The organism is Blastococcus sp. SYSU DS0552 (genome assembly GCF_054050815.1).
In genome coordinates, this window is the sequence record NZ_JBJHAB010000024.1 from 23673 (window position 1) to 44854 (window position 21182).

Sequence of the window (21182 nt, forward strand, 5' to 3'; positions counted from 1 at the left end):
GCTGCCCGTCAGTCGGTGAGGTAGGCGCCCGGCTCGTCGAGGGCGTGCACCCAGACCGGCGCTCCGGCGACCTTGACCTCGGCCGCGGAGAGACCCCGCCGGTAGGCGCCGACCCCGTCCCAGCGGGTCACCAGCGCCCAGAGGGTCGGGTCGTCGGCGGCCCGGCCCAGCTCGCCGCCGCGGAAGCCGGGCCGGGCCGCGAGCGCCGCCAGCAGCCCGGCCACCGCGTCGGCGAGCGCGCCCGCCTCGTCCGCGGTCACCCGCAGCCGTGTCACCGCGAACATGCGCGCTCCCCCGTCCGGTCCACGCCCGGCATCCTCCGTCATCGTCCCGCCGGGTCGGCACCCCGCGGGTCAGCGGAAGTCGCAGACCGTCCCGTCGGCGCCGACGTGGACCAGCAGCAGGAAGGGTTCGCCGTCGTCGAGCTCCAGGGTGAACGAGGCCAGGTCGGTGGCGGACTCCGCCTGGTGCTCGACCCCGTCGAAGGTCCCGCTGGTGAAGCCCTGGCCGCCGAGGGTGACGCTGTAGAAGTAGTCGCCCAGCACCTGCGCCGGGTCGCCCCCGGCCGCGGCGACGACCGCCCCCTCCTGGACCTCCACGCAGGAGAGGTCGAACGCGTTCTGGAAGTCGCCCTGGCCCATCGCCTCCACCCAGGCGAGGGCGACGTCGCCCGAGCCGGCGTACCGGCCCTCCTGCGCGGGAACGGGCTCGGCTCCCCGCGCGCCCCCGGGCAGCTGACCCGTTCCGCCGAGGGGCGCCGACGGGGACCGGCTCGGCTGCGTGGCAGGCCCGCTGGTCCCGCCCGCCGGCTGCTCGGCGCTGCGCCGTTCGGCGTCGTCCCCGCGCAGCAGGCCGACCAGCAGGAAGCCGAGACCGGCGATCAGCAGCACCGCGGCACCGATCAGCCACGGGAGCAGCGTGCGCTTCCGCGGGCGGTCGGCCGGCGGCACCCCGGGCCCGCCGTACGGGGGCGGGCCGTAGGGCGGTGGTCCGGACGGTGGTGGCCCACCGTGCCAGTGCTGCTGGCCTGGGGGCTGCTGCCCGTAGGGCGGCGGCCACCCGCCGCTCTCGCCCGGCACCGGGGCGGCCGGGAAGGGCCCGGTCGGCGGCGTCCAGGCCGTCGCCCCGGAGCCGTCGGCCGGACCGGGTCCCGGCCGGCCGGCCGGGTCGGGTGGGCCGGCGGGCTGGTCACCGGTCGAGGGGTGGGTCATCGTCTCCGCTTCCGCTCGGCGCCGCGGCCGGCGGGCTGCCCGGCTGAGCGGAAACGGTACGGCCGCATGGCGTCAGGCGGAACCGAATCGGCGCTGCCGGGAGGCGAACTCCTCGCACGCGGCCCACAGGTGCCGGCGGTCGAAGTCGGGCCACAGCGTGTCGAGGAAGACGAACTCGGCGTAGGCCGACTGCCACAGCAGGAAGTTGCTGGTGCGGTTCTCCCCCGAGCTGCGCACGAACAGGTCGACGTCCTCCATGTCCGGCTCGTCGAGGAACCGGGCGACGGTGGACTCGTCGATCTTGTCGGGGTTGAGCCGCCCGGCCGCGACCTCGCGGCCGATCGCCGCGGCGGCGTCGGCGATCTCGGCGCGGCCGCCGTAGTTGACGCACATGGTCAGGGTCAGGACGTCGTTGTCCTTCGTGAGCTCCTCGGCGATCTCGAGCTCCTTGATGACGCTGCGCCACAGCCGCGGACGCCGCCCCGCCCAGCGCACCCGCACCCCGAGCTCGTGCATCTCGTCGCGGCGCCGGCGGATCACGTCGCGGTTGAAGCCCATGAGGAAGCGGACCTCCTCGGGGCTGCGCCGCCAGTTCTCGGTGGAGAAGGCGTAGGCGCTGATCGCCTTCACCCCCAGCTCGATCGCGCCCTCCACGCAGTCGAAGAGCGAGGACTCCCCCGCCTCGTGCCCGGCGGTGCGGGGCAGCCCGCGCTGCTTGGCCCACCGGCCGTTGCCGTCCATGACGAGTGCGATGTGCCGCGGGACCTTGTCCTTCGGCAGCTGCGGCGGGCGCGCGCCGGACGGGTGCGGATTCGGCGCCTTCACCTCACGCCTCATGCAGCAGGCTCATCTCCCGGCGGGTCGCCGACTCGGTCCGGTCCACCAACGGCAGCGAGCGCAGCCCGCGCTCCAGGTGCCACTGCAGCAGCGCGGCGACCAGCCCGCTGCCCTCCCGCCGGTTGATGCCCTGGCTGGCCTCGGCCCGGGTCCAGTCGCCGGTGAGCAGCGCGTCGAGCAGCTCGACGGTGACCGGGCTGGGCATCGCCGAGCCGGTGGGTCGGCAGGCCGGGCAGACGGTGCCGCCGGCGGGCACCGAGAAGTGCCGGTGCGGTCCGGCCTCGCCGCAGCGGGCGCACTCCGCGAGCGCGGGCTCCCACCCGGCCACCGACATCGCCCGCAGCAGGAACGCGTCGAGCACCAGCGGCGCGGGGTGCGCCCGCTCCCCCAGCGCCCGCAGCGCGCCCACCACCAGCAGGAACAGCCGCAGCGAGGGCTCCTTCTCCTCCGCGGTGAGCCGGTCGGCCGTCTCCAGGACGGCGGTGCCGGCGGTGTAGGCCGGGTAGTCGGCCACGACCTCCTGGCCGTAGGACCGGATCGACTCGGCCTGGCTGACGATGTCGAGGTTGCGGCCGGTGTAGAGCTGCAGGTCGACGTGGGTGAACGGCTCGAGGCGGGCCCCGAACTTGCTCTTGGTGCGGCGCACGCCCTTGGCCACCGCCCGCACCTTGCCGTGCCGGCGGGTGAGCACGGTGACGATCCGGTCGGCCTCACCCAGCTTCTGGGTGCGCAGGACGATGCCCTCGTCCCGGTAGAGCGCCTTCGGGGTGTGCGCGCTCATGCTCAGTACCCCAGCCGGTTGAGCTTCTTCGGGTCGTCCTGCCACTCCCCGAGGACGGTGACGTGCAGCTCCAGGTGCACGCGGGCGTCCAGCAGCGTCTCCATGCCCTGGCGGGCCTCGGTGCCTATCGCCTTGATGATCGAGCCACCCTTGCCCAGCAGCATGGGCTTCTGGCTGGGCCGCTCGCAGTGCAACAGCGCGTGCACCTCGACCAGCTCGCGCCCGGGGGACTTCGGGTCGGGGCGGCGGTGCAGCTCCTCGATCGTCACCGCCAGGGAGTGCGGCACCTCCTGGAACACCTTCTCCAGCGCGGCTTCCCGGACCAGCTCGGCCAGCTGGCGCTCGGTGTCCTCGTCGGTGGTCTGCTCCTCCGGGTACAGCGGCGGCCCCTCGGGCAGCAGGCCGATCAGCAGGTCCTCCAGGAGCTCGACCTGTTCGCCCTTCACCGCGCTCACGGGCACCACCTCGGCGGCCTCGACCAGCTGGCTGGCCGCCATGAGCTGCTCGGCGACCTGCTTCTTGCCCGTGGCGTCGGTCTTCGTCACCACGAGCACGATCGGGGCCTTCACCTCCTGCAGCTGGCGGGCGATGAACCGGTCCCCGGTGCCGACGGGCTGGTCGGCCGGGACGCAGAAGACGACCACGTCGACGTCGGAGAGGGTGTCGCGGACGACGTCGTTGAGCCGGCGGCCGAGCAGGCTCTTGGGCTTGTGCAGGCCCGGGGTGTCGACCAGCACGACCTGGCCGCCGGGCCGGTGGACGACGCCGCGGATGGCGTGCCGGGTGGTCTGCGGGCGGTTGCTGACGATGCCGACCTTCTCGCCGACCATCGCGTTGGTCAGCGTGGTCTTGCCGGCGTTGGGACGCCCGACCAGCGCGACGAAGCCACTGCGGTACGGCTGGTCAGGGTCGGTCACGCGGGCAAGTCTCCCACCGGCGACCGACAACGCCGCGCGGCGGAGTCCGACGCGCGGCGCCGCGATCCCCGGATGCCCCGTCAGGACCAGGGGCGGCCGATCCGGTCACGGCGGGCGGCGTCGAGCCGGCCGAGGACGCGCACGCCCGCCAGGACGTCCCCGGCCAGCCGCCGGCCCGCCGCGGACCAGGAGTCCGCCGGCTCCCGGCGGTCCCCGCCCGCCGGCCGCCCCAGCGACCGCAGGACGAGCACCAGGAGGAGCAGGAAGAGCAGCGTCGCCACACCGTCGACCCTCGGCGCTCCCCGCCCGCGGCGGAAGCGGCGGGAACGACTGCGTGCGCAAGGAACCTGCCAGCGTCCGGCCGGCACACCGCGGACGCCGGCGATCGGCCGGCTGGGATGATCGGGGGCGTGCCAGGACGTCAGCGGAACCGGTCGCGCCCACCCCGGGCGGCGGCGGACCGCGCCCGGCGGCTGCACGTCGAGCAGGTGCGCGGCCACCGGTTCGTGGCCGGCTGGGGCCCGAAGCGCTCGGCGACCGTCGTCCCCGCGCCGCTGCGCTACTGGCAGTACCGGCCCGGAGGTCCGTTCGCGGCCGGCGCCGCCGTGCTCGTCGTCGTCCTGTGGCTCGGCCTGTTCGGCTGGGTCGGCGGCTGGCCGGCCGTCCGCGAGGAGCTGCCGCTGGCGCTCCTCGCCGGCCTGGCGGTGTACCTGCTGAACACCCGCCGGGTGACCGTCTCCGACCACGGGCTGTCGTTCGACGTGGCCGGGAGCCGCACCGATCCGGAAGCCGTCGTCCCGTCCGCGCTGGTGCAGGAGGTACGCGTCGGCCCCGCCCCGTCGGACTGGCCCCGGCCGGAGAAGCGCGGCGGGTGGTGGCCGGGGCGCAGCCGGGTCGCCGTCCGGTACCTGGGCGACGACGGCGAGCAGGCGCTCACCCTGTGGGTGCGCGACCCGGCGGCGTTCGCCGACGCGCTCGGGGTCCCGCTGACCCGCTAGACCGAGCTGCGCAGGACGCCGTCCGGGCCGGCCAGGTGCACGGGGGCACCGGCGGTGAGGTCGCGGACGGCGGCCAGCCCGGCCGGCTCCACGGCCTCGGCCGCGGAGACGACGACGGCGGCCTCCAGCCCCTCGACCCCGCTGGAGACGGCGGCCGCGACGGCGGCCTGGAGCGCGGTGAGGGTCAGCGAGGGCAGCGCCACGCTCGCCGCGACGTAGGTTCGGCCGTCGGTGTCGCGCACCGCGGCGCCCTCGGTCGCACCGGCGCGCGCCCGCGCCGACCGGGCGAGCGTGACGAGCTTCGCGTCCTCGGGGTGCAGATCAGCCACCGAATCAGTCTCCTACCGGTCGGTCCGGCCCTCTCACAGGCGCCCGGTGCGAGCCTGCGAGCAGTGGGGGGTGGGAGGGTCCTTCTTCAGCCTTCCACCACGCCCGCCGGCTGCTCCGCCCGGGTGGCACCCGAGGGCTGCTGCTCGTCGGCGGCCTCCTCGCCGTCCTCCGACGGCTCGGGCAGCCGGCAGACCAGCAGGGTGTCGATGCGGTTGCGCCGCCCACCGGTGCTCTCGGCGACCAGCCGCAGTCCCCCGACCTCGGCCGCCGCCCCCTCGATCGGCACCCGCCCCAGCTCGCGGGCGAGCAGCCCGCCGACGGTCTCCACGTCGTCGTCCTCGGGCAGCTCCACCCCGGGGAACACCTGGGCGAGGTCCTGCACCGGCAGCCGGGCGGTGACCCGCGCCGAGCCGTCCTCCAGCTGCTCGATCTCCGGCCGCTGGAAGGCGTCGTGCTCGTCGGCGATCTCCCCGACGATCTCCTCCAGGATGTCCTCGATGGTGACCAGGCCGGCGAACCCGCCGTACTCGTCGACCACGATCGCGATGTGGATTCGCTGCGCCTGCATGTCCCGCAGCAGCTCGTCGACCGGCTTGGACTCCGGCACGAACGTCGGCGGGCGCATCAGTTCCTCGACCTTGGGCCCGCTGCGGTCCGGCAGGTTCTGCGACCGGCGGACCAGATCCTTGAGGTAGACCACGCCGACCACGTCGTCGACGTTCTCGCCGATCACCGGGATCCGGCTGAAGCCGCTGCGCAGCGCCAGCGCCAGCGCCTGGCGCACCGTCTTGGTGCGCTCTATCCAGACGACGTCGGTGCGCGGGACCATGACCTCGCGGGCGATCGTGTCACCCAGCTCGAACACCGAGTGGATCATGTTCCGCTCGCCGGACTCGACGACGCCGCGCTCCTCGGCCATGTCGACCAGCTCGCGCAGCTCGACCTCCGAGGAGAACGGGCCGTCCCGGAAGCCGCGCCCGGGGGTGATCGCGTTGCCGACCAGGATCAGCAGGCTCGCCACGGGCCCGAGCACCCGGCCCAGCAGCCGGACGACCCCGGCGGAGGCCAGCGCCGTCCCGTAGGCGTGCTGGCGGCCGAGGGTGCGCGGCCCGACGCCGACGAGCACGTAGCTGACCACCGTCATGACCCCTGCGGCGGCCAGGACCGCCTGCAGCGTGCTGTCCCACAGGTCGAAGAAGAGCAGCGCCACGATGACCGCGGAGACCATCTCGCAGACGATCCGCAGCAGCAGGAGCAGCGAGACGTGCCGCGCCCGCTCGGCGACGATCTCCTCCAGCGCCGCCGCGCGCTTCACCCCGTCCCGGCGCAGCTCCTCGACGCGGGCCTTGGAGACCCGCTGGAGAGCCGCCTCCATCGCGCCGAACAGGCCGGCGAGCGGAACCAGGCAGATGGCGATCACCAGGGTGGTGATCGCGCCGGTACTCATCGGGAACCGGTCTCCTGACCCGTCGGCGCGCCCGTCACCGGCTCACGGGGGGCCGCCCGCCAGGCGTCGATGAGCTTCGTCTGGAGGCCGAACATCTCCTTCTCCTCGTCGGGCTCCATGTGGTCGTAGCCCAACAGGTGGAGAACGCCGTGGGTGGCCAGCAGCACCAGCTCGTCGTCCATCGAGTGCCCGGCGGCCCGGGCCTGCCGGACGGCGACCGCGGGGCACAGCACGATGTCGCCGAGCAGCGCGGGCCCCGGCTCGGGGTCGTCGGGCCGGCCGCCGTCGAACTCGTCCATCGGGAAGGCCAGCACGTCGGTGGGGCCCTTCTCGCCCATCCACCGCTCGTGCAGGCTGCTCATGTAGTCGGGGTCGACGCAGAGCACCGAGAGCTCGGCCATCTGGTTGATCTTCATCTCGCCGAGCACGAAGCGGCAGACACCGGCCAGCTCGGCCTCGTCCACGGCGATCTCGGACTCGTTGGACACCTCGACGGGCACGGCGGTCAGCTCCCCTGCCGGCGCGGTCGGGAGGTGCGGACCGGTGGCGCGCCGGCGGCCGATCGGCTGGTGGGTGACTGACGGGTCGCGTCCCAGCGCTCGTACGCGTCGACGATGTTGCCGACCAGCCGGTGGCGGACGACGTCGGAGCTGCTCAGGTTGGCGAAGTGCACGTCCTCGATGCCGTCGAGGATCTCGCGGACGATCTTCAGCCCGCTCTGCGCACCACCGGGCAGGTCGACCTGCGTGACGTCACCGGTGACGACGATCTTGGAACCGAAGCCGAGCCGGGTGAGGAACATCTTCATCTGCTCGGCGGTGGTGTTCTGCGCCTCGTCGAGGATGACGAACGCGTCGTTCAGCGTCCGGCCACGCATGTAGGCCAGCGGGGCGACCTCGATCGTGCCCGCCTGCATCAGCCGCGGGATCGACTCCGGGTCGACCATGTCGTGCAGCGCGTCGTACAGCGGCCGCAGGTAGGGGTCGATCTTCTCCGAGAGCGTGCCGGGCAGGTAGCCCAGCCGCTCACCCGCCTCGACGGCGGGGCGGGTCAGGATGATCCGGTTGACCTGCTTGGTCGTGAGGGCCTGCACCGCCTTGGCCATCGCCAGGTAGGTCTTGCCGGTACCCGCCGGGCCGATGCCGAAGACGATCGTGTGCTCGTCGATCGCGTCGACGTAGCGCTTCTGGTTCAGCGTCTTCGGCCGGATGGTGCGGCCGCGCCGGCTGATGATGTCCAAGCTCAGCACGTCGGCGGGGCGCTCGGCGCCGCCGGCCTTGAGCATGCCGATGACCCGGCGCACCGAGTCGGGCCGGAGCACCTGGCCGGTGCCGAGCAGGGCGATCAGCTCGTCGAAGACCCGGACGGCGAAGGCGTTGTCGGCCGGCTGCCCGGTGACGGCGATCTCGTTGCCGCGCACGTGCACGTCGGCGGCGAGCTCTGCCTCCACGAGCCGGAGCAGCTCGTCGCCCGAGCCGAGCAGGGAGACCATGGACACGCCGTCGGGCACGGCGATGGTGGCCCGCACGGGCGGGGGGACGGCGCCTGCCGGCGTACCGGCGGGCGCGGCGGACGGAGCGACGAGCGTGCCGTCCGCCGTGGCGGCCTGCGCCGAGGCCTCACGCGACGTGGGAGCACCTGGCACGGGGACGTTCGGGGAGGTGTCGGGCAAGAACCCTCGACCCTGCCTTCCTGCGACGGCGAAGTGCGGGGGGGACCCGCACTGGTGACCGTTCGACTCTACCCGCGCCCGGACCCCCGAACCCCGGCTCGCCCGAAGGGGTCAGCGCCCCCGGTAGGTCGCCTTGCCCGGGCCCTCGGTGAGGAACGAGGCGACGGCGCCGCGGAGGTCCTCGGTGGCGAAGAGCGGACCGGAGATCTCCGGCACCAGGGCGTCGGCGGCGCGGGCGCCCTCGCGGACGGCGACGGTGGCCAGCCGCTTGGTCGCCGCGTGCGCCACGGTGGGGCCGGCCGCGACGCGGCGGGCGTACTCCCGCGCCGCCTCGGCGAAGCCCTCGTCGGGCAGCACCCGGTTGACGACGTTCCAGCGCTCCAGGACGGCGGCCGGGTAGCGCTCCCCCGTGTAGATCAGCTCCTTGGCCCGGGCCGGCCCCGCCCGCTCGGCCAGCCGCTGCGGGCCGCCCATCGACGGGGTGAGCCCGACGACGATCTCCACGAGCCCGAACGACGCCTTCTCCGCCGCCAGCAGGATGTCGCAGGAGAGCGCCAGCTCGAAGGCCGCGGTCAGGCAGAGCCCGTGGGCGGCGAAGACGGTGGGCACCGGGAGGTCCTCGAAGGCGTTGGCCACGCGCAGCAGCCGGGCCCACAGCTCACCGCCGCGCTCCGCCGGCTCCGGCCCCTCGGCGATGTCGCGGAAATAGGTGACGTCCACCCCGCCCGAGACGACCTTGCCGCGCGCCTCGACCAGCACCGCACGGGCCCGGTCGGCCCGGGACGGATCGGTCAGCGCGACCAGCTCGCCCGCCACCGTCTCCATCGCGTCGAAGGTCGCGGCGTCGAACAGGTTCAGCGGCGGGTTGTCCAGGACGACGACGGCGACGTCACCGTCGCGCTCGACGCAGAGGGGTGCGGTGGGATCGGCCATGCCCTCACCCTCTCAGCCCACCCCGCGGGCCGCAGCGACGGCCGTCCGGGAGGGCGGCTGCTCAGCCGGGCGGCCAGCCGAGGTCGCGGCCACCCAGGACGTGCAGGTGGACGTGGTGGACGCTCTGCCCGGCCTGCGGACCGGTGTTGGTGACGAGGCGGTAGCCGGGTGCGGCACCGCCGTCGGTCACCAGGCCCTCCCGGGTGGCCACCGCGTGCGCCCCGGCGACCACCTCGCCGAGCAGGGCCGGGTCGGCCGCCACCAGAGCACCGACGGTCGCGTGGTGCTCCTTGGGGATGACGAGCACGTGGGTCGGGGCCTGCGGGTTGATGTCGCGGAAGGCGAGCACCCGGTCGGTCTCGTGGACGACGTCGGCGGGGATCTCGCCGGCGACCATGCGGCAGAACAGGCAGTCGGTCACGCCCCGACCCTAGGAGGACCCCCGTGCTCCCCACCACTCGCTGCGCTCGCGGCGGGACCCGGCACGGGGGCCGTTCCAGGACGTCACCTGCTCCCCACCACTCGCTGCGCTCGCGGCGGGACCCGGCACGGGGGCCGTTCCAGGACGTCACCTGCTCCCCACCACTCGCTGCGCTCGCGGCGGGACCCGGCACGGGGGCCGTTCCAGCGCGTCGGCCGTCAGCCGCCGCTCTCGACCCCGAGGTACGCCTGCACGATCCGCTCGTCGGCGAGCAGCTCGTCGGCCGGCCCCGAGTGCACCACCTCCCCGCTCTGGAGCACGTACCCGTGGTCGGCGGCGCGCAGCGCCCGGCGGGCGTTCTGCTCCACCAGCACCACCGTGGTGCCCGAGGCGCGGATCTCCTCGATGACGCGGAAGACCTCGTCGACGATCTTGGGCGCCAGCCCCATCGACGGCTCGTCCATGAGCATGACCGTCGGCCCGGCCACCAGGGCACGGGCGATGGCGAGCATCTGCTGCTCGCCGCCGGAGAGCGCTCCGGCCGGCAGCGCCCGGCGCTCGGCCAGCACCGGGAACCGGTCGTACATCGCGTCGACGGAGCGCGCGCCGCTGGTCCCGGAGTGCCACGTGCCCATCTGGAGGTTCTCCTCGATGGTGAGCGTGGCGAGGATCTGCCGGCCCTCGGGCACCTGCACGAGGCCCCGCCCCACCAGCTTGTGCGCCGGGGTGCGGGTGATGTCCTGGCCCTCGAACGTGATCCGCCCACCTGCCGGCCGCAGCATGCCGGAGACGGCGTTGATGACCGAGGACTTGCCCGCCCCGTTCGCCCCGACGAGGGTCACCAGCGAGCCCCGCTCGGCTCGGAAGCTGACACCCCGGACGGCCTCGACCCGTCCGTAGGTCACCCGCAGGTCCTCGACGGTGAGGATCGGATCGCTCATCTCGCATCCCCCGGGGTGGTGTCGGGCGTGTCCAGGGTGCCGGCGGCGCCTGGTCGCACGTTGGCGACGGCGTCCGGTGGCACGGCGTCGTCGCCGGCCGCGGTCGGGTCCACCTGGGTGCCATCGGCGATCGAGCCACCACCGTCGTCGTCCCCGGCCGAGCCCAGGTATGCCTCGATGACCACCGGGTCGGCCGCGACCTGGTCCGGCGCGCCGCTGGCGATCACCTCGCCGAAGTTGAGGACCACGACCCGGGTGCAGGTCTTCAGGACCATGCCGACGTTGTGCTCGATGAACAGGATGGTCAGCCCGTCCCGCGCCAGCGACCGGATCAGCTCGGACAGCCGCTCCGCCTCGACGCGGTTCATCCCCGCGGCCGGCTCGTCGAGGATCAGCAGGGAGGGATCGGAGGCGAGCGCACGGGCGATCTCGAGCCTGCGCTGGTCGCCGTAGGAGAGCGCCTCCGCCCGGCTGGCGGCGAGCTCGGTGAGCCCGACGCGCTCCAGGCAGCGGGCCGCCTGGCGCAGCGCGGCCCGCTCGTCCCGCCGCGCCGACGGCAACCAGAGCAGCCGCCGCAGGAAGGTCGGCCGGCTGACCAGGTGCGCCCCGACCAGCACGTTCTCCAGCGCCGACAGCCGGTTGAACAGCTTCGAGTGCTGGAACGTGCGGCTCACGCCCGCCGCCGCGATCCGGTGCACCGGCGTGGCGCCGATCGTCGTCCCGAGCACCGTCGCACTGCCGGAGCTGGGTGGGACCAGCCCGCTGATCATGTTCACCAGCGTCGTCTTGCCGGCTCCGTTGGGGCCGATCAGGCCGACGACCTCGCCGGCCCGGATCTCCAGGTCCACGCCCCGGACGGCGTGCACCCCGCCGTACTCCTTGCCCAGGCCGGCGAGGGTGACCACCGGCTCCCCGGCCGTCGGGTGGCGACGGGCGGCGAGACCGGTGGCGTCGTCGTCGACCCCGCCGGAGGGCATCCGGGTCCGGCGCGGGATCAGGCTGGCCAGGCCACCGGGCAGGAAGAGGATGACGACCAGCAGGAGCAGGCTGGCGAGGAACGGCCGGATCCAGCCGGCCTCCACGCCGACCGCCCGCTGGAGCTCGGGGACGATCGTCTGGAACCCGCTGCCCAGCAGCGGCCCGAGGAACATCGTGGATCCCCCGACCACCGCGGTGACCAGTCCCTCCACGGCCGCCGTGAAGTCGAAGTCGTTGGGGGCGATGAGCCGGACGTAGTAGGCGTAGAGGACGCCGTACAACCCGGCGACCGCGCCCGCGGTGACGAACGCCGCGAGCCGGTGGCGCCCCACGTCGATGCCCATGGAGCGGGCGGCCAGCTCGTCCTCCCGGATGGCCTCCAGCGCGCGGCCGTAGCGCGAGCGCCCCATCCGCCAGAACCAGTACGCGACCAGCGCGAGCGCGGTCCAGGCCATACCGACGGTCAGGACCCGGGGGACCCCCAGGCCCTGCGCGCCGCCGGTCCACTCCTGGTTGAGCAGGACCACGCGCACGGCCTCGGCGAACCCGAGGGTGGCGATCGCCAGGAAGACCCCGCGCAGGTGCATGGTCGGCAGGCCCAGGACGACGGCGCCGAGCGCGCCGACGGACATGCCGATCGCCACGGCGATCAGCAGCGCGGGGACCTCGCCGACGTCGGCGCCGGCGGGTGACAGGTAGGCACCGGAGAACGCCGCGAGGGAGGCGAAGCCCGCCTGGCCGAGGCTCAGCTGCCCGGCGATCAGGACGGCGTAGAAGGAGTAGGCGAAGATCGCCCCGAGGGCGATGAAGGTGAGCGTGGTGGCGTACTGGCCCAGCATCAGACCTCCCGGACCTTCCGCGCGCCGAGCAGCCCCTGCGGGCGCAGCAGCAGGATCACGAACAGCAGGCCGAAGGCGATGACGTTCACCCACGACGAGCCGATGTACTGGACGGCGAACACCTCGGCCAGGCCCAGCAGCAGCCCGCCGATGAGGGCGCCGGGCAGCGAGCCCATGCCGCCGACGATGATGACTGCCAGCCCCTTGAGCTCGATGGCCGCGCCCATGCCCAGCTGGGCGGTGTTCACGTTGATCGCGAACAGCACGCCGGCGACCGCGCCGAGCGCCGAGGAGATCGCGAAGGTGACCGCGGTGACCCGGTCTACGTTCACGCCGAGCACCCGCGCCGCCGTCGGGTTCTCGGCGACCGCGCGCATCCCCCGGCCCAGCCGGGTGCGGGTGACCATGTAGGTCAGCGCCACCATCAGGGCGAGGGAGACCGCGAGGATGACCACCTGCACGAGGGTCACCTGGGCGCCGAACACCTCGAACCGGGTGTCGGGGAACGAGCCCGGGGGGAATCGGCGGGTGTCCGGGCCGTAGCGCCACTGCAGCAGCGCGATCAGCATGCCGGCGAGCGCGATCGAGGAGATCAGCCCGGCGAAGTGGGCGTCGGCGCGGCCCTTGAGCGGCCGGAACGCCACCCGCTCGATCACCAGCCCCAGGACGGCGCCGAAGACGAAGACGATCGGCAGCGCGGCCCAGAGGGACAGCCCGCCCCGCTCGACCAGCTCGATGCCGACGAAGGCGGAGGCCGCGAAGACCGCGGGGTGCGCGAGGTTCAGCCGGTCGAGGATGCCGAAGACCAGCGTGAACCCGATGGCGAACAACGCGTAGATGGAGCCGATGAAGATGCCGTTCAGGAGCTGCTGCACAGAGGTGCCTGTTCTCGTCGTGGGTGCCCGGGCACGGTAGCCGACACGCCTGCCGGGGCCCGGTCCGAGGACCGGGCCCCGGCGGGGTCGCAGCGCGGTGCCGGCCGATCAGGGGGCCGGCGCCGCGGAGCAGATCACTCCAGGACGGCGAACTGGCCGTTCTCGACGACCTGCACGACGGCCGGGTGGTCGGCGTCCCGGTTCTCGTCGATGGAGAACTCGCCGAGGACGGTGGGCACGTCCTCGATCTCGCCGAGCGCTTCCTGGATGCTGTCGCGCTCGCCGGAGCAGTTGGCGCGCACGGCCTGGTCGACCAGCTTCAGCCCGGCGTAGGCCTGCGCCGCGAACTGGTCGGGCTGGGCGTCGTACTCGGCCTCGTAGGCCTCGAGGAATGCCTGGTTCTCCGGGTTGTCGGACGCGGAGTTCCAGGCGGCGCCGACGACGACGCCCTCGGCCGCCTCGCCCGCGTCGGCCATGAGCCGCGGGTTGTTGAACCCGTTGCCGCCGATGATCGGCACGTCGATGCCGAGCTCACGGGCCTGGGTCACCAGCGGCACCGCTGCCTCGATCAGGGCGGAGACGACCAGCGCGTCGGGGTCGTTCTCCCGGGCCTGGGTGAGCAGGGCGCGGAAATCGGTGTCGGACTTGGAGAAGGTGATCGTCTCGCTGATGTTCACGCCCTCCTCCTCCAGCGCGGCGGCGAACGCCTCGTAGCCGGACTCGGTGAAGGCGTCGTCGTTGCTGTACATGACCACGACGTCCTGGAGCCCGAACTGCTCGGTCGCCTGGGCGATCGTCTGCGGGATCACCGCCTGCTCGGTGAGCGAGGCGCGGAAGATGTAGTCGCCGATCTCGGTGACGCCCTCGGCGGTGTTGGAGATCCCCAGCACGGGGACGCCTGCGTCCTGGGCGATCGGGTCGGCCTGGACGGCGGCGTTCGACAGCGTGGGGCCGATGATCAGGCTCACGCCGTCGGAGACGAACTCGTCGAACAGCGTGATGGCCTGGCGCGGGTCGGTCTGGTCGTCCTCGATCGTGAGGTCGTAGGTGACGCCGCCCTGCTCGGCGAGCTCCGCGGCGGCCAGTTGCAGGCCGCGCTGCTGCGACTCGCCGTAGCTGGCCGCGGCGCCGGTGAGGCTGAGCACCGCGCCGAGGGGCACCTCGCCCTCGATGGTGCAGGACTCGCCGCTGCCCTCGCCGGTCAGCTCTCCGGAGGCAGCGGTTCCCCCGCCGTCGGACTCACCGGAGCCGCAGGAGGCGAGGAGGAGGGCCGCGGCGCCGGCCGCGGCGACGGTGTGGAGCTTGGTGCGCATGTCTCTCCCTTGTCGAGCACGACGACCGCGCACCGCCGAGGCGGCCGCGCGTTCCCCGGGTCGGACGGGCCCTGCCCGTGTCACCCCGGCATCGTGGGCCGACCGAGGTCGGTCGGCCGGGTTACGGCCGTCACAGTAGGCAGCCGCGGCCGGGCTTCGCGTAGGGGCGTGGCAAGCGTGACCAGTACGTGACCGACCCGGTCCCCGGGGACGCGCGTCGGAGGCGCGGCGCGCCGCTCCCGGCACGCGGGGTAGAGGATGGGACGCCCCCCACCACCGACCACGGAGGTTCCCCGTGCCCGTGCCCGTTCCCCGGGCGAGGACGTAGTGCGTCCCGCTCGCGCCGCCCGGTCGGGTGGCCCCGTTCCCGGTCCCGCTCTCCTCCCCCACCTCTCCCGCCGCGCCCTGCTGGCCGGCACCGGCGCCGCCCTCGCCGCCGCGCTCGCCGGCTGCGGCCGCACCTCGGACCCCGCACCGTCCTCCCCGGGGCCGCTGCGCATCGGCGCCATCCCCGACCAGGACCCCGAGGTCCTGCAGCGGCTCCACGGCACCGTGGCCGACTCCATGGCCCGGGCGCTCGACGTCGACGTCGAGTACCGGCCCGTCACCGACTACGCCGCCGCGGTCTCGCTGTTCCGCACCGGCGACCTGGACCTGGTCTGGTTCGGCGGTCTCACCGGCGTCCAGGCGCGGCTGCAGACCCCCGGCGCCGTCCCGATCGCGCAGCGCGACATCGACGAGGAGTTCCACTCCGTCTTCGTGGTGAACGCGAGCACCGGCCTGTCCCCGTCCGAGGACCTCACCCCGCTCGGCGACCTGCGCTTCACCTACGGCAGCGAGACCTCGACGTCGGGCCGGCTCATGCCCGCCTACTTCCTGCGCGAGGCCGGCGTCGACCCGGAGGGGTTCCCGGGCGGCCCGGGGTTCTCCGGCTCGCACGACGCGACGCTGTCCCTCGTCGCCTCCGGCAGCTACCAGGCCGGCGTGCTGAACGAGCAGGTCTACGAGTCCCGCGCGGCCGCCGGGGAGATCGACCCGGCGGTCGTCCGCTACGCACGGACCCCCGCCTACCACGACTACCACTGGCTGCTCGGCCCCGGCGCCGTCGAACGGTTCGGCGACGACCTGCCCGACCGGCTGACCGGGTACTTCACCGGCCTGTCCGCGCAGGATCCGCAGGACGCCGAGGTGCTCGGGCTGTTCGGCGCGGGGGCGTTCCTCCCCACCGAGGCGGCGAACTACGACCAGATCGAGCAGATCGGCCGGGACCTGGGGCTGGTCAACTGACCGAGATCGCGCGGCTCACCGGTATCGAGGTCCGCTTCGGCGGCACGCCTGCCCTCGCCGGGGTGGACCTCGCGGTGGCCGCCGGCGAGCGGGTCGCCGTCGTCGGCGCCTCGGGAGCGGGCAAGTCGACGCTGCTGAACGTGCTCAACGGCGCGGTCACCCCGACCGCGGGGCAGGTGCGGGTCCTCGGCGAGGACCCGACGGCGCTGCGCGGCCGGGACCTGCGCCGGCTGAGGGCCCGCACCGGCACCGTCCACCAGCACCTGGAGCTGACCGGTGCCCTGCGGGTGGTGCACAACGTCAACGCCGGGCGGCTGGGGCGGTGGCCGGCCGCCCGGGCGGCGTGGTCGCTGCTGCGGCCGCAGGACCCGTCGACGGTGCGGCAGGCCCTGGACCGGGTGGGCCTCGCCGACCGGATGTACGAGCGCACCGACCGGCTGTCGGGAGGGCAGCGGCAGCGGGTGGCGCTGGCCCGCCTGCTCGTCCAGCAGCCGGAGCTCGTGCTCGCCGACGAGCCGGCGTCGGCCCTCGACCCGGCGCTGGCCGACCTCGCCCTCGGCCTGCTCGGCGACCTCGCGACCGAGCGGGGTGGCGCGCTGCTGGCCTGCCTGCACGACCCGGCCCTGGCGCTGCGCCACTGCGACCGGGTCGTCGGCCTCGCCGCCGGCCGGATCGTCCTGGACGCCCCCGCCCGCGGCCTGACGGTGGCGGAGCTGGAGCGGTTCTACGGGGTCACCCGGTGACGACCGTCCTCGACCGGGCGGCACCTCCCGAGCTCCGGCTGCGCCGGGACCGGCGGCGGTGGGTCTGGGGGCTGGCCGGGCTCAGCCTGCTCGGCTGGGCGCTGGCCGGCAACGGGCTGTTCTCCGGGTCGGTGCTCAACCCGGCCGGCACCGCCCAGGTCGGCCGCTTCCTCTCCGCCGCGCTGCGCCCGGAGCTGGGCGGCGAGTTTCTCCGCGTCGTCGCGGGCTCCACCCTGGTCACCGTCGCCTACGCCGTGCTCGGCGCCGGGCTGGCCGTGCTGCTCGGCGCGCTGGCCGCGGTCCCGGTCTCCCGGACTGCCTGGGGAGGACGGCGCACCGGCTGGCTGCTGACCCGCGGGGTGCTGGCGCTGCCCCGGGGGCTGCAGGAGGCGGTGTGGGGCCTGCTGCTGGTCAACGTGCTCGGGCTCGACCCGTGGGTGGGCGTGCTGGCGATCGCCGTCCCGTACGGCGCGATCACCGCCAAGGTCTTCGCCGACCTGCTGGACGAGGTGCCCCGGGGCAGCTACGACGCCCTCCTCGCGGCAGGCGCCGGGCGGGGGACGGCGGCGCTGTACGGGCTGCTGCCCGCGGCCGCCGGCGGGCTGCTCTCGTACTCCTTCTACCGGCTGGAGTGCGCGGTCCGGTCGGCCGTCGTCCTGGGGCTGATCGGGGCCGGCGGGCTCGGTTACCAGCTGGCGCTCTCCTTCACCTCGCTGCGCTGGGCGCAGGTGTGGACGACGGTCTACGCGCTCGCGCTGCTGTGCCTGCTGGCCGACGTCGGCGGCCGGGCCGTGCGCCGCCGGGTCGCGGCACCCCGGCGCACGGGCACGGGGTCCCGGCGTGACCCGCTGCTGACCGGCGCGGTGCTCGCCGTCGTCGCCGCGGTCGCATGGGCGGCCTGGTACCTGGCGCTCTCCCCCGCCGCGCTGGTCTCCGCACGCACCCGCGAGCAGCTGGCCTACCTAGCCTCAGCCGCGTGGCCACCCGCCCTGGACGGCGATCTGCTCGGCGACGTCTGGTCCACCGCTCTGGAGGCCCTGCGCATGTCGGTCCTGGCGATCGCGTTCGCCGCCGCCGGCGCGGTGGCGCTGGCCGCCCTCGCCGCGCGCCCGCCCGGCCCGGCCGGGCCGGTGCGACGCACCGCCGGGGTGCTCACCCGGCTGGCCCTGCTCCTGCTGCGCGCCGTCCCGCCACCGGTGTGGGCGCTGGTCGCGTTGTTCGTCCTGCTGCCCGGCGTCCTGCCGGGAGCGCTGGCCCTCGGGGTCTACACCCTGGGCGTGCTCGGCCGGCTGGTCGGCGAGGCGGTCGAGGAAACCGACCGGCGCCCGGCCGAGGCGCTGCGCGCCATGGGGGCCTCTCCGGTCGGCCGGTGGCTCTACGGCTCCGCCCCGGCGCTCGCCGGCCCGGTGCTCGCGCTGTCGCTCTACCGCTGGGAGGTGGCGATCCGCGACACCGTCCTCGTCGGCCTGCTCGGCGCCGGCGGGATCGGGGTGCTGCTGTCGGCACGGATGTCGGCCTTCGACTGGGCAGGCGTCACCACCGTGCTGGCGGCGATCGTGCTGCTGACCTTCCTCGTCGACCTGGTCAGCGACCGCGCCCGCGCCGCAGTTCGATGAGGCGATGACACTGCGACCCTCCGGGCCGCACCACGGCCAGGTGCCGTTCCCCGGCTGCGACGGGTGCGTCCGCGTTCCCTGCCGGGAGCCCTCCGGGCCCCGCGGCGGGGAACGCCCTACCTCCAGCGTGCGGTGACGGACAACGCCGCCAGCGCGGCGGCGCCCGCGGTGGAGGTGCGCAGCACCTCCGGGCCCAGCCGCACCGGTTCGGCCCCGGCCGCGTGGAACGCGACGACCTCGCCGTCGGAGAGCCCGCCCTCCGGGCCGACGACGATCACCACGGTGCCCGAGGTGGGCACGGCCAGCTCGGCCAGCGGCCGGCGGGCCTGCTCGTGCAGGATGACGGCGAGGTCGGCGTCGGCGAGCACCCCGGCGACCTCCCGGGTGCTCATCGGCGCGGTCACCTCGGGCAGCCGCGGCCGCCGGGACTGCTTGCTCGCCGCCCGGGCCGCGGCCCGCCACTTGGCCAGGCCCTTCTCCACCCGGTCGTCGCGCCAGCGGGTCACGCAGCGCGCGGCCTGCCACGGCACGATCCGGTCGACGCCGAGCTCGGTGGCCAGGTCGACGGCCAGCGGGCCCCGGTCCCCCTTGGGCAGGGCCTGCACCAGCACGAACTCCGGGTCCGGCGCGGGCACCTCGAACCGGTTCCGCACGGCGACGCGCAGACCCTCGCGGCCGGCGGCGACGACCTCGCCCTCGGCGACGGTGCCCGCGCCGTCACCGACGTGCACCCGCTCGCCCGGTTGCAGGCGCAGCACGTCGACGGCGTGCCGCCCCTCCTGCCCGGCGACGAGCAGCTCCGGGACCTCGGGCAGCTCGTCGACCAGGAACAGCGGGACGCCGTCGAGCTCGGGGGCCTCGGTGCTCATCGATCAGCGCCCGTGGAAGGCGTCGCGGACCCGGGAGAACAGGCCGCCCTGGGCCTCCCGGTTGGCACCGGGCTGGTCCTCCCCCCGGAGGGCGGCCAGCTCGCGCAGCAACTTCTCCTGCTCGGCGTCGAGCTTCGTCGGCGTCTGCACCTCGACGTGCACCAGCAGGTCACCGCGCCCGGTGGCACGCAGCCGCGGTGCCCCGTGCGCGCGGAGGGTGAGCACGCTGCCCGACTGGGTGCCCGGGCGGATGTCGAGCTCCTCCTCGCCGTCGAGCGTCTTGAGGTTCAGCGTGGTGCCCAGCGCCGCGGAGGTCATCGGCAGCGTGACCCGGCAGTGCAGGTCTTCGCCATCGCGCGTGAACACCTCGTGCGGCCGCTCGTGCACCTCCACGTACAGGTCGCCGGCCGGCCCGCCGCCGGGGCCGACCTCGCCCTGGCCGGTGAGCCGGATGCGCATCCCGTCCTCCACGCCCGGCGGCACCTTCACCGACAGGGTGCGGCGGGCACGCACCCGGCCGTCGCCCGCGCACTTCGGGCACGGCTGCGGGATGACCTGGCCGGTGCCCGAGCAGGTCGGGCAGATGCGGCTGGAGACGACCTGCCCGAGGAAACCGCGCTGCACGCTCTGCACCTCGCCGCGGCCCGAGCACGTGCCGCAGGTGGCCGGGTGGGTGCCGGGGGCGGTCCCGGCGCCGGCGCAGGTGTCGCAGAGCACGGCGGTGTCGACGGTGAGGTCCTTCGTGGTGCCGAAGACGGTCTCGTCCAGCTCCAGCTCCACCGGGATCAGCGCGTCCCGCCCGGCCCGCGTGCGGCTGCGCGGGCCACGGGTGGCCGCGCCGCCGAAGAAGGCGTCCATGATGTCGCCCAGGCCGCCGAACCCGGCACCGGCGAACCCACCGGCACCCCCGGCGCCGCTGTCGAAGGGGTCACCGCCCAGGTCCACGATCCGGCGCTTCTCCGGATCGGTCAGCGCCTCGTAGGCGCGGGTGACCTCCTGGAAGCGCTCCTTGGCCTCCGGATCGGGGTTGACGTCCGGGTGCAGGTCGCGCGCGAGCCGCCGGTAGGCGCGCTTGATGTCCTGATCGGTCGCTCCCTGGGCCAGGCCCAGCACGCCGTAGTAGTCGGTCGCCATCGAAAAGTCTCGTCCTCAGCTCTCGGCCAGCAGGTGGCCGACGTAGCGGGCCACGGCTCGCACCGCGGCCATGTTTCCTGGGTAGTCCATGCGGGTCGGTCCCACGACCCCGAGGCCGCCGAGCGCCCGGTCACCCGAGCCGTACCCGACGGTGACCAGCGAGGCCCCGCTCAACGCCTCGTGGGCGTTCTCCTCGCCGATGCGCACCAGCACGGTGCCGGCGTCGACCTCGCTCATCAGGCGCAGCACGACGACCTGTTCCTCGAGGGCCTCCAGCAGGGGCCGGAGCGTGCCGGGGAAGTCGGTGGCGGTGCCCCGTGCGAGGTTGGCCGTCCCACCGATGACCAGCCGGTCCTCGCTGGGCTCGACGAGGGTCTCCACCAGCGTGGCGCTGACCGCGGCGACCAGCCCCCGCAGGTGCGGCGGCGCGGTCTCCAGCAGCCCGGGCACCTTGTCCCCGGCCTCGCCCAGCTTCACCCCGGCGAAGGCGGAGTTGAGCAGGGCACGCAGCTCGGGCACCGCGGTCGGGTCGACGTCGGCCGGGCAGTCGACGACGCGCTGCTCGACCCGGCCGGTGTCGGTGATGAGCACCAGCAGCAGCCGGCCCACCGCCACCTGCACCACCTCGAGGTGCCGGACGGCGCTGCGCGACAGCGTCGGGTACTGGACGACCGCCACCTGGCGGGTCAGCTGCGCGAGCAGCCGCACCGTCCGGCCGAGCACGTCGTGCAGGTCGACGGCGCCGTCGAGGAAGCGCTCGATCGCCCGGCGCTCGGCGGCCGACAGCGGCTTCACCGCCGAGAGCCGGTCGACGAACAACCGGTAGCCCTTGTCGGTGGGCACCCGGCCGGCGCTGGTGTGCGGCTGGGTGATGTACCCCTGCTCCTCCAGCACCGCCATGTCGTTGCGGATGGTCGCCGGGGAGACGCCCAGGTCGTGCCGCTCGGCGAGGGCCTTGCTGCCCACCGGGTCGTTGGTGGAGACGAAGTCCTGGACGATGGCCCGGAGCACCTCCAGGCGCCGTTCGTCGTGCGCCACGG

At 74.5% G+C, this 21182-nt stretch carries 23 protein-coding genes; 4 read left to right on the top strand and 19 right to left on the bottom strand.

Features of this window, described 5'->3' with window-relative positions; translation table 11 throughout:
• Positions 1-8 precede the first annotated feature (8 nt).
• The 6 genes from ACI8AG_RS18595 to ACI8AG_RS18620 all read right to left on the bottom strand — a co-directional run bounded on the left by ACI8AG_RS18595 (position 9) and on the right by ACI8AG_RS18620 (position 4027).
• Positions 9-284, bottom strand: a complete 276-nt coding sequence (locus ACI8AG_RS18595; protein ID WP_456598195.1) for an antibiotic biosynthesis monooxygenase family protein — start codon at positions 282-284, stop codon at positions 9-11.
• Positions 285-353: 69 nt separating this feature from the next.
• On the bottom strand, positions 354-1211 hold the full coding sequence (locus tag ACI8AG_RS18600) for a hypothetical protein (protein WP_456598196.1): 858 nt from the start codon (positions 1209-1211) through the stop codon (positions 354-356).
• A gap of 72 nt (positions 1212-1283) precedes the next feature.
• The gene (locus ACI8AG_RS18605; RefSeq protein ID WP_456598197.1) at positions 1284-2048 is read right to left on the bottom strand and encodes an isoprenyl transferase; all 765 of its coding nucleotides are present in this window, start codon (positions 2046-2048) and stop codon (positions 1284-1286) included.
• Positions 2038-2829 carry a DNA repair protein RecO gene (gene recO, locus ACI8AG_RS18610; RefSeq protein WP_456598198.1) on the bottom strand — a complete coding sequence of 264 codons (792 nt, stop codon included), beginning with the start codon at positions 2827-2829 and terminating at the stop codon, positions 2038-2040. Before recO ends, ACI8AG_RS18605 begins: the two co-directional genes overlap by 11 nt.
• Positions 2830-2831: 2 nt before the next feature.
• The gene (era, locus tag ACI8AG_RS18615; RefSeq protein ID WP_456588912.1) at positions 2832-3746 is read right to left on the bottom strand and encodes a GTPase Era; all 915 of its coding nucleotides are present in this window, start codon (positions 3744-3746) and stop codon (positions 2832-2834) included.
• Between the two features lie 80 nt (positions 3747-3826).
• On the bottom strand, positions 3827-4027 hold the full coding sequence (locus ACI8AG_RS18620) for a hypothetical protein (RefSeq protein WP_456588911.1): 201 nt from the start codon (positions 4025-4027) through the stop codon (positions 3827-3829).
• 129 nt (positions 4028-4156) lie between these two features.
• Between ACI8AG_RS18620 and ACI8AG_RS18625 the strand changes: the two genes are divergently transcribed.
• Positions 4157-4744, top strand: coding sequence for a hypothetical protein (locus ACI8AG_RS18625; protein ID WP_456598199.1), 588 nt, complete (start codon positions 4157-4159; stop codon positions 4742-4744).
• Here the strand turns inward: ACI8AG_RS18625 and ACI8AG_RS18630 are convergent.
• The 10 genes from ACI8AG_RS18630 to ACI8AG_RS18675 all read right to left on the bottom strand — a co-directional run bounded on the left by ACI8AG_RS18630 (position 4741) and on the right by ACI8AG_RS18675 (position 14493).
• Positions 4741-5073, bottom strand: a complete 333-nt coding sequence (locus ACI8AG_RS18630; RefSeq protein WP_456598200.1) for a cytidine deaminase — start codon at positions 5071-5073, stop codon at positions 4741-4743. The genes ACI8AG_RS18625 and ACI8AG_RS18630 overlap by 4 nt on opposite strands.
• Before the next feature lie 86 nt (positions 5074-5159).
• Positions 5160-6521 (bottom strand): hemolysin family protein, encoded by a 1362-nt coding sequence (locus ACI8AG_RS18635; protein WP_456588908.1) that lies wholly within the window; start codon positions 6519-6521, stop codon positions 5160-5162.
• Complete coding sequence (ybeY, locus tag ACI8AG_RS18640) at positions 6518-7021, bottom strand: rRNA maturation RNase YbeY (protein WP_456588907.1); 504 nt, start codon at positions 7019-7021, stop codon at positions 6518-6520. Before ybeY ends, ACI8AG_RS18635 begins: the two co-directional genes overlap by 4 nt.
• Before the next feature lie 5 nt (positions 7022-7026).
• Entirely contained in the window at positions 7027-8031 is a 1005-nt protein-coding gene (locus ACI8AG_RS18645; RefSeq protein WP_456598201.1) for a PhoH family protein, read from the bottom strand.
• Between the two features lie 273 nt (positions 8032-8304).
• The gene (locus ACI8AG_RS18650; protein WP_456598202.1) at positions 8305-9126 is read right to left on the bottom strand and encodes an enoyl-CoA hydratase/isomerase family protein; all 822 of its coding nucleotides are present in this window, start codon (positions 9124-9126) and stop codon (positions 8305-8307) included.
• Between the two features lie 61 nt (positions 9127-9187).
• On the bottom strand, positions 9188-9547 hold the full coding sequence (locus ACI8AG_RS18655) for a histidine triad nucleotide-binding protein (RefSeq protein WP_456598203.1): 360 nt from the start codon (positions 9545-9547) through the stop codon (positions 9188-9190).
• 218 nt (positions 9548-9765) lie between these two features.
• Positions 9766-10488, bottom strand: coding sequence for an ABC transporter ATP-binding protein (locus tag ACI8AG_RS18660; RefSeq protein ID WP_456598204.1), 723 nt, complete (start codon positions 10486-10488; stop codon positions 9766-9768).
• Positions 10485-12305, bottom strand: a complete 1821-nt coding sequence (locus ACI8AG_RS18665; protein ID WP_456598205.1) for a branched-chain amino acid ABC transporter ATP-binding protein/permease — start codon at positions 12303-12305, stop codon at positions 10485-10487. Before ACI8AG_RS18665 ends, ACI8AG_RS18660 begins: the two co-directional genes overlap by 4 nt.
• Positions 12305-13180, bottom strand: a complete 876-nt coding sequence (locus ACI8AG_RS18670) for a branched-chain amino acid ABC transporter permease (protein ID WP_456591300.1) — start codon at positions 13178-13180, stop codon at positions 12305-12307. Before ACI8AG_RS18670 ends, ACI8AG_RS18665 begins: the two co-directional genes overlap by 1 nt.
• Positions 13181-13314: 134 nt before the next feature.
• Entirely contained in the window at positions 13315-14493 is a 1179-nt protein-coding gene (locus tag ACI8AG_RS18675; protein ID WP_456598206.1) for an ABC transporter substrate-binding protein, read from the bottom strand.
• A 327-nt stretch (positions 14494-14820) separates the two neighbouring features.
• Between ACI8AG_RS18675 and ACI8AG_RS18680 the strand changes: the two genes are divergently transcribed.
• From ACI8AG_RS18680 to ACI8AG_RS18690, 3 genes are all read left to right on the top strand, one after another.
• Positions 14821-15780, top strand: a complete 960-nt coding sequence (locus tag ACI8AG_RS18680; protein ID WP_456591229.1) for a putative selenate ABC transporter substrate-binding protein — start codon at positions 14821-14823, stop codon at positions 15778-15780.
• 62 nt (positions 15781-15842) lie between these two features.
• Entirely contained in the window at positions 15843-16523 is a 681-nt protein-coding gene (locus ACI8AG_RS18685; RefSeq protein WP_456598207.1) for a phosphonate ABC transporter ATP-binding protein, read from the top strand.
• Positions 16520-18139: a PhnE/PtxC family ABC transporter permease gene (locus ACI8AG_RS18690; protein WP_456598208.1), complete on the top strand. Its 1620-nt coding sequence runs from the start codon at positions 16520-16522 to the stop codon at positions 18137-18139. The genes ACI8AG_RS18685 and ACI8AG_RS18690 overlap by 4 nt, the downstream gene beginning before the upstream one ends.
• A 116-nt stretch (positions 18140-18255) precedes the next feature.
• On the opposite strand, the gene ACI8AG_RS18695 is transcribed toward ACI8AG_RS18690, so the two are convergent.
• From ACI8AG_RS18695 to hrcA, 3 genes are read right to left on the bottom strand one after another with little or no spacing between them, the layout of a single operon-like run.
• Complete coding sequence (locus ACI8AG_RS18695; RefSeq protein ID WP_456591232.1) at positions 18256-19008, bottom strand: 16S rRNA (uracil(1498)-N(3))-methyltransferase; 753 nt, start codon at positions 19006-19008, stop codon at positions 18256-18258.
• 3 nt (positions 19009-19011) lie between these two features.
• Entirely contained in the window at positions 19012-20142 is a 1131-nt protein-coding gene (dnaJ, locus tag ACI8AG_RS18700; protein ID WP_456598209.1) for a molecular chaperone DnaJ, read from the bottom strand.
• Between the two features lie 15 nt (positions 20143-20157).
• On the bottom strand, positions 20158-21180 hold the full coding sequence (hrcA, locus tag ACI8AG_RS18705; RefSeq protein WP_456591234.1) for a heat-inducible transcriptional repressor HrcA: 1023 nt from the start codon (positions 21178-21180) through the stop codon (positions 20158-20160).
• Positions 21181-21182 lie beyond the last annotated feature (2 nt).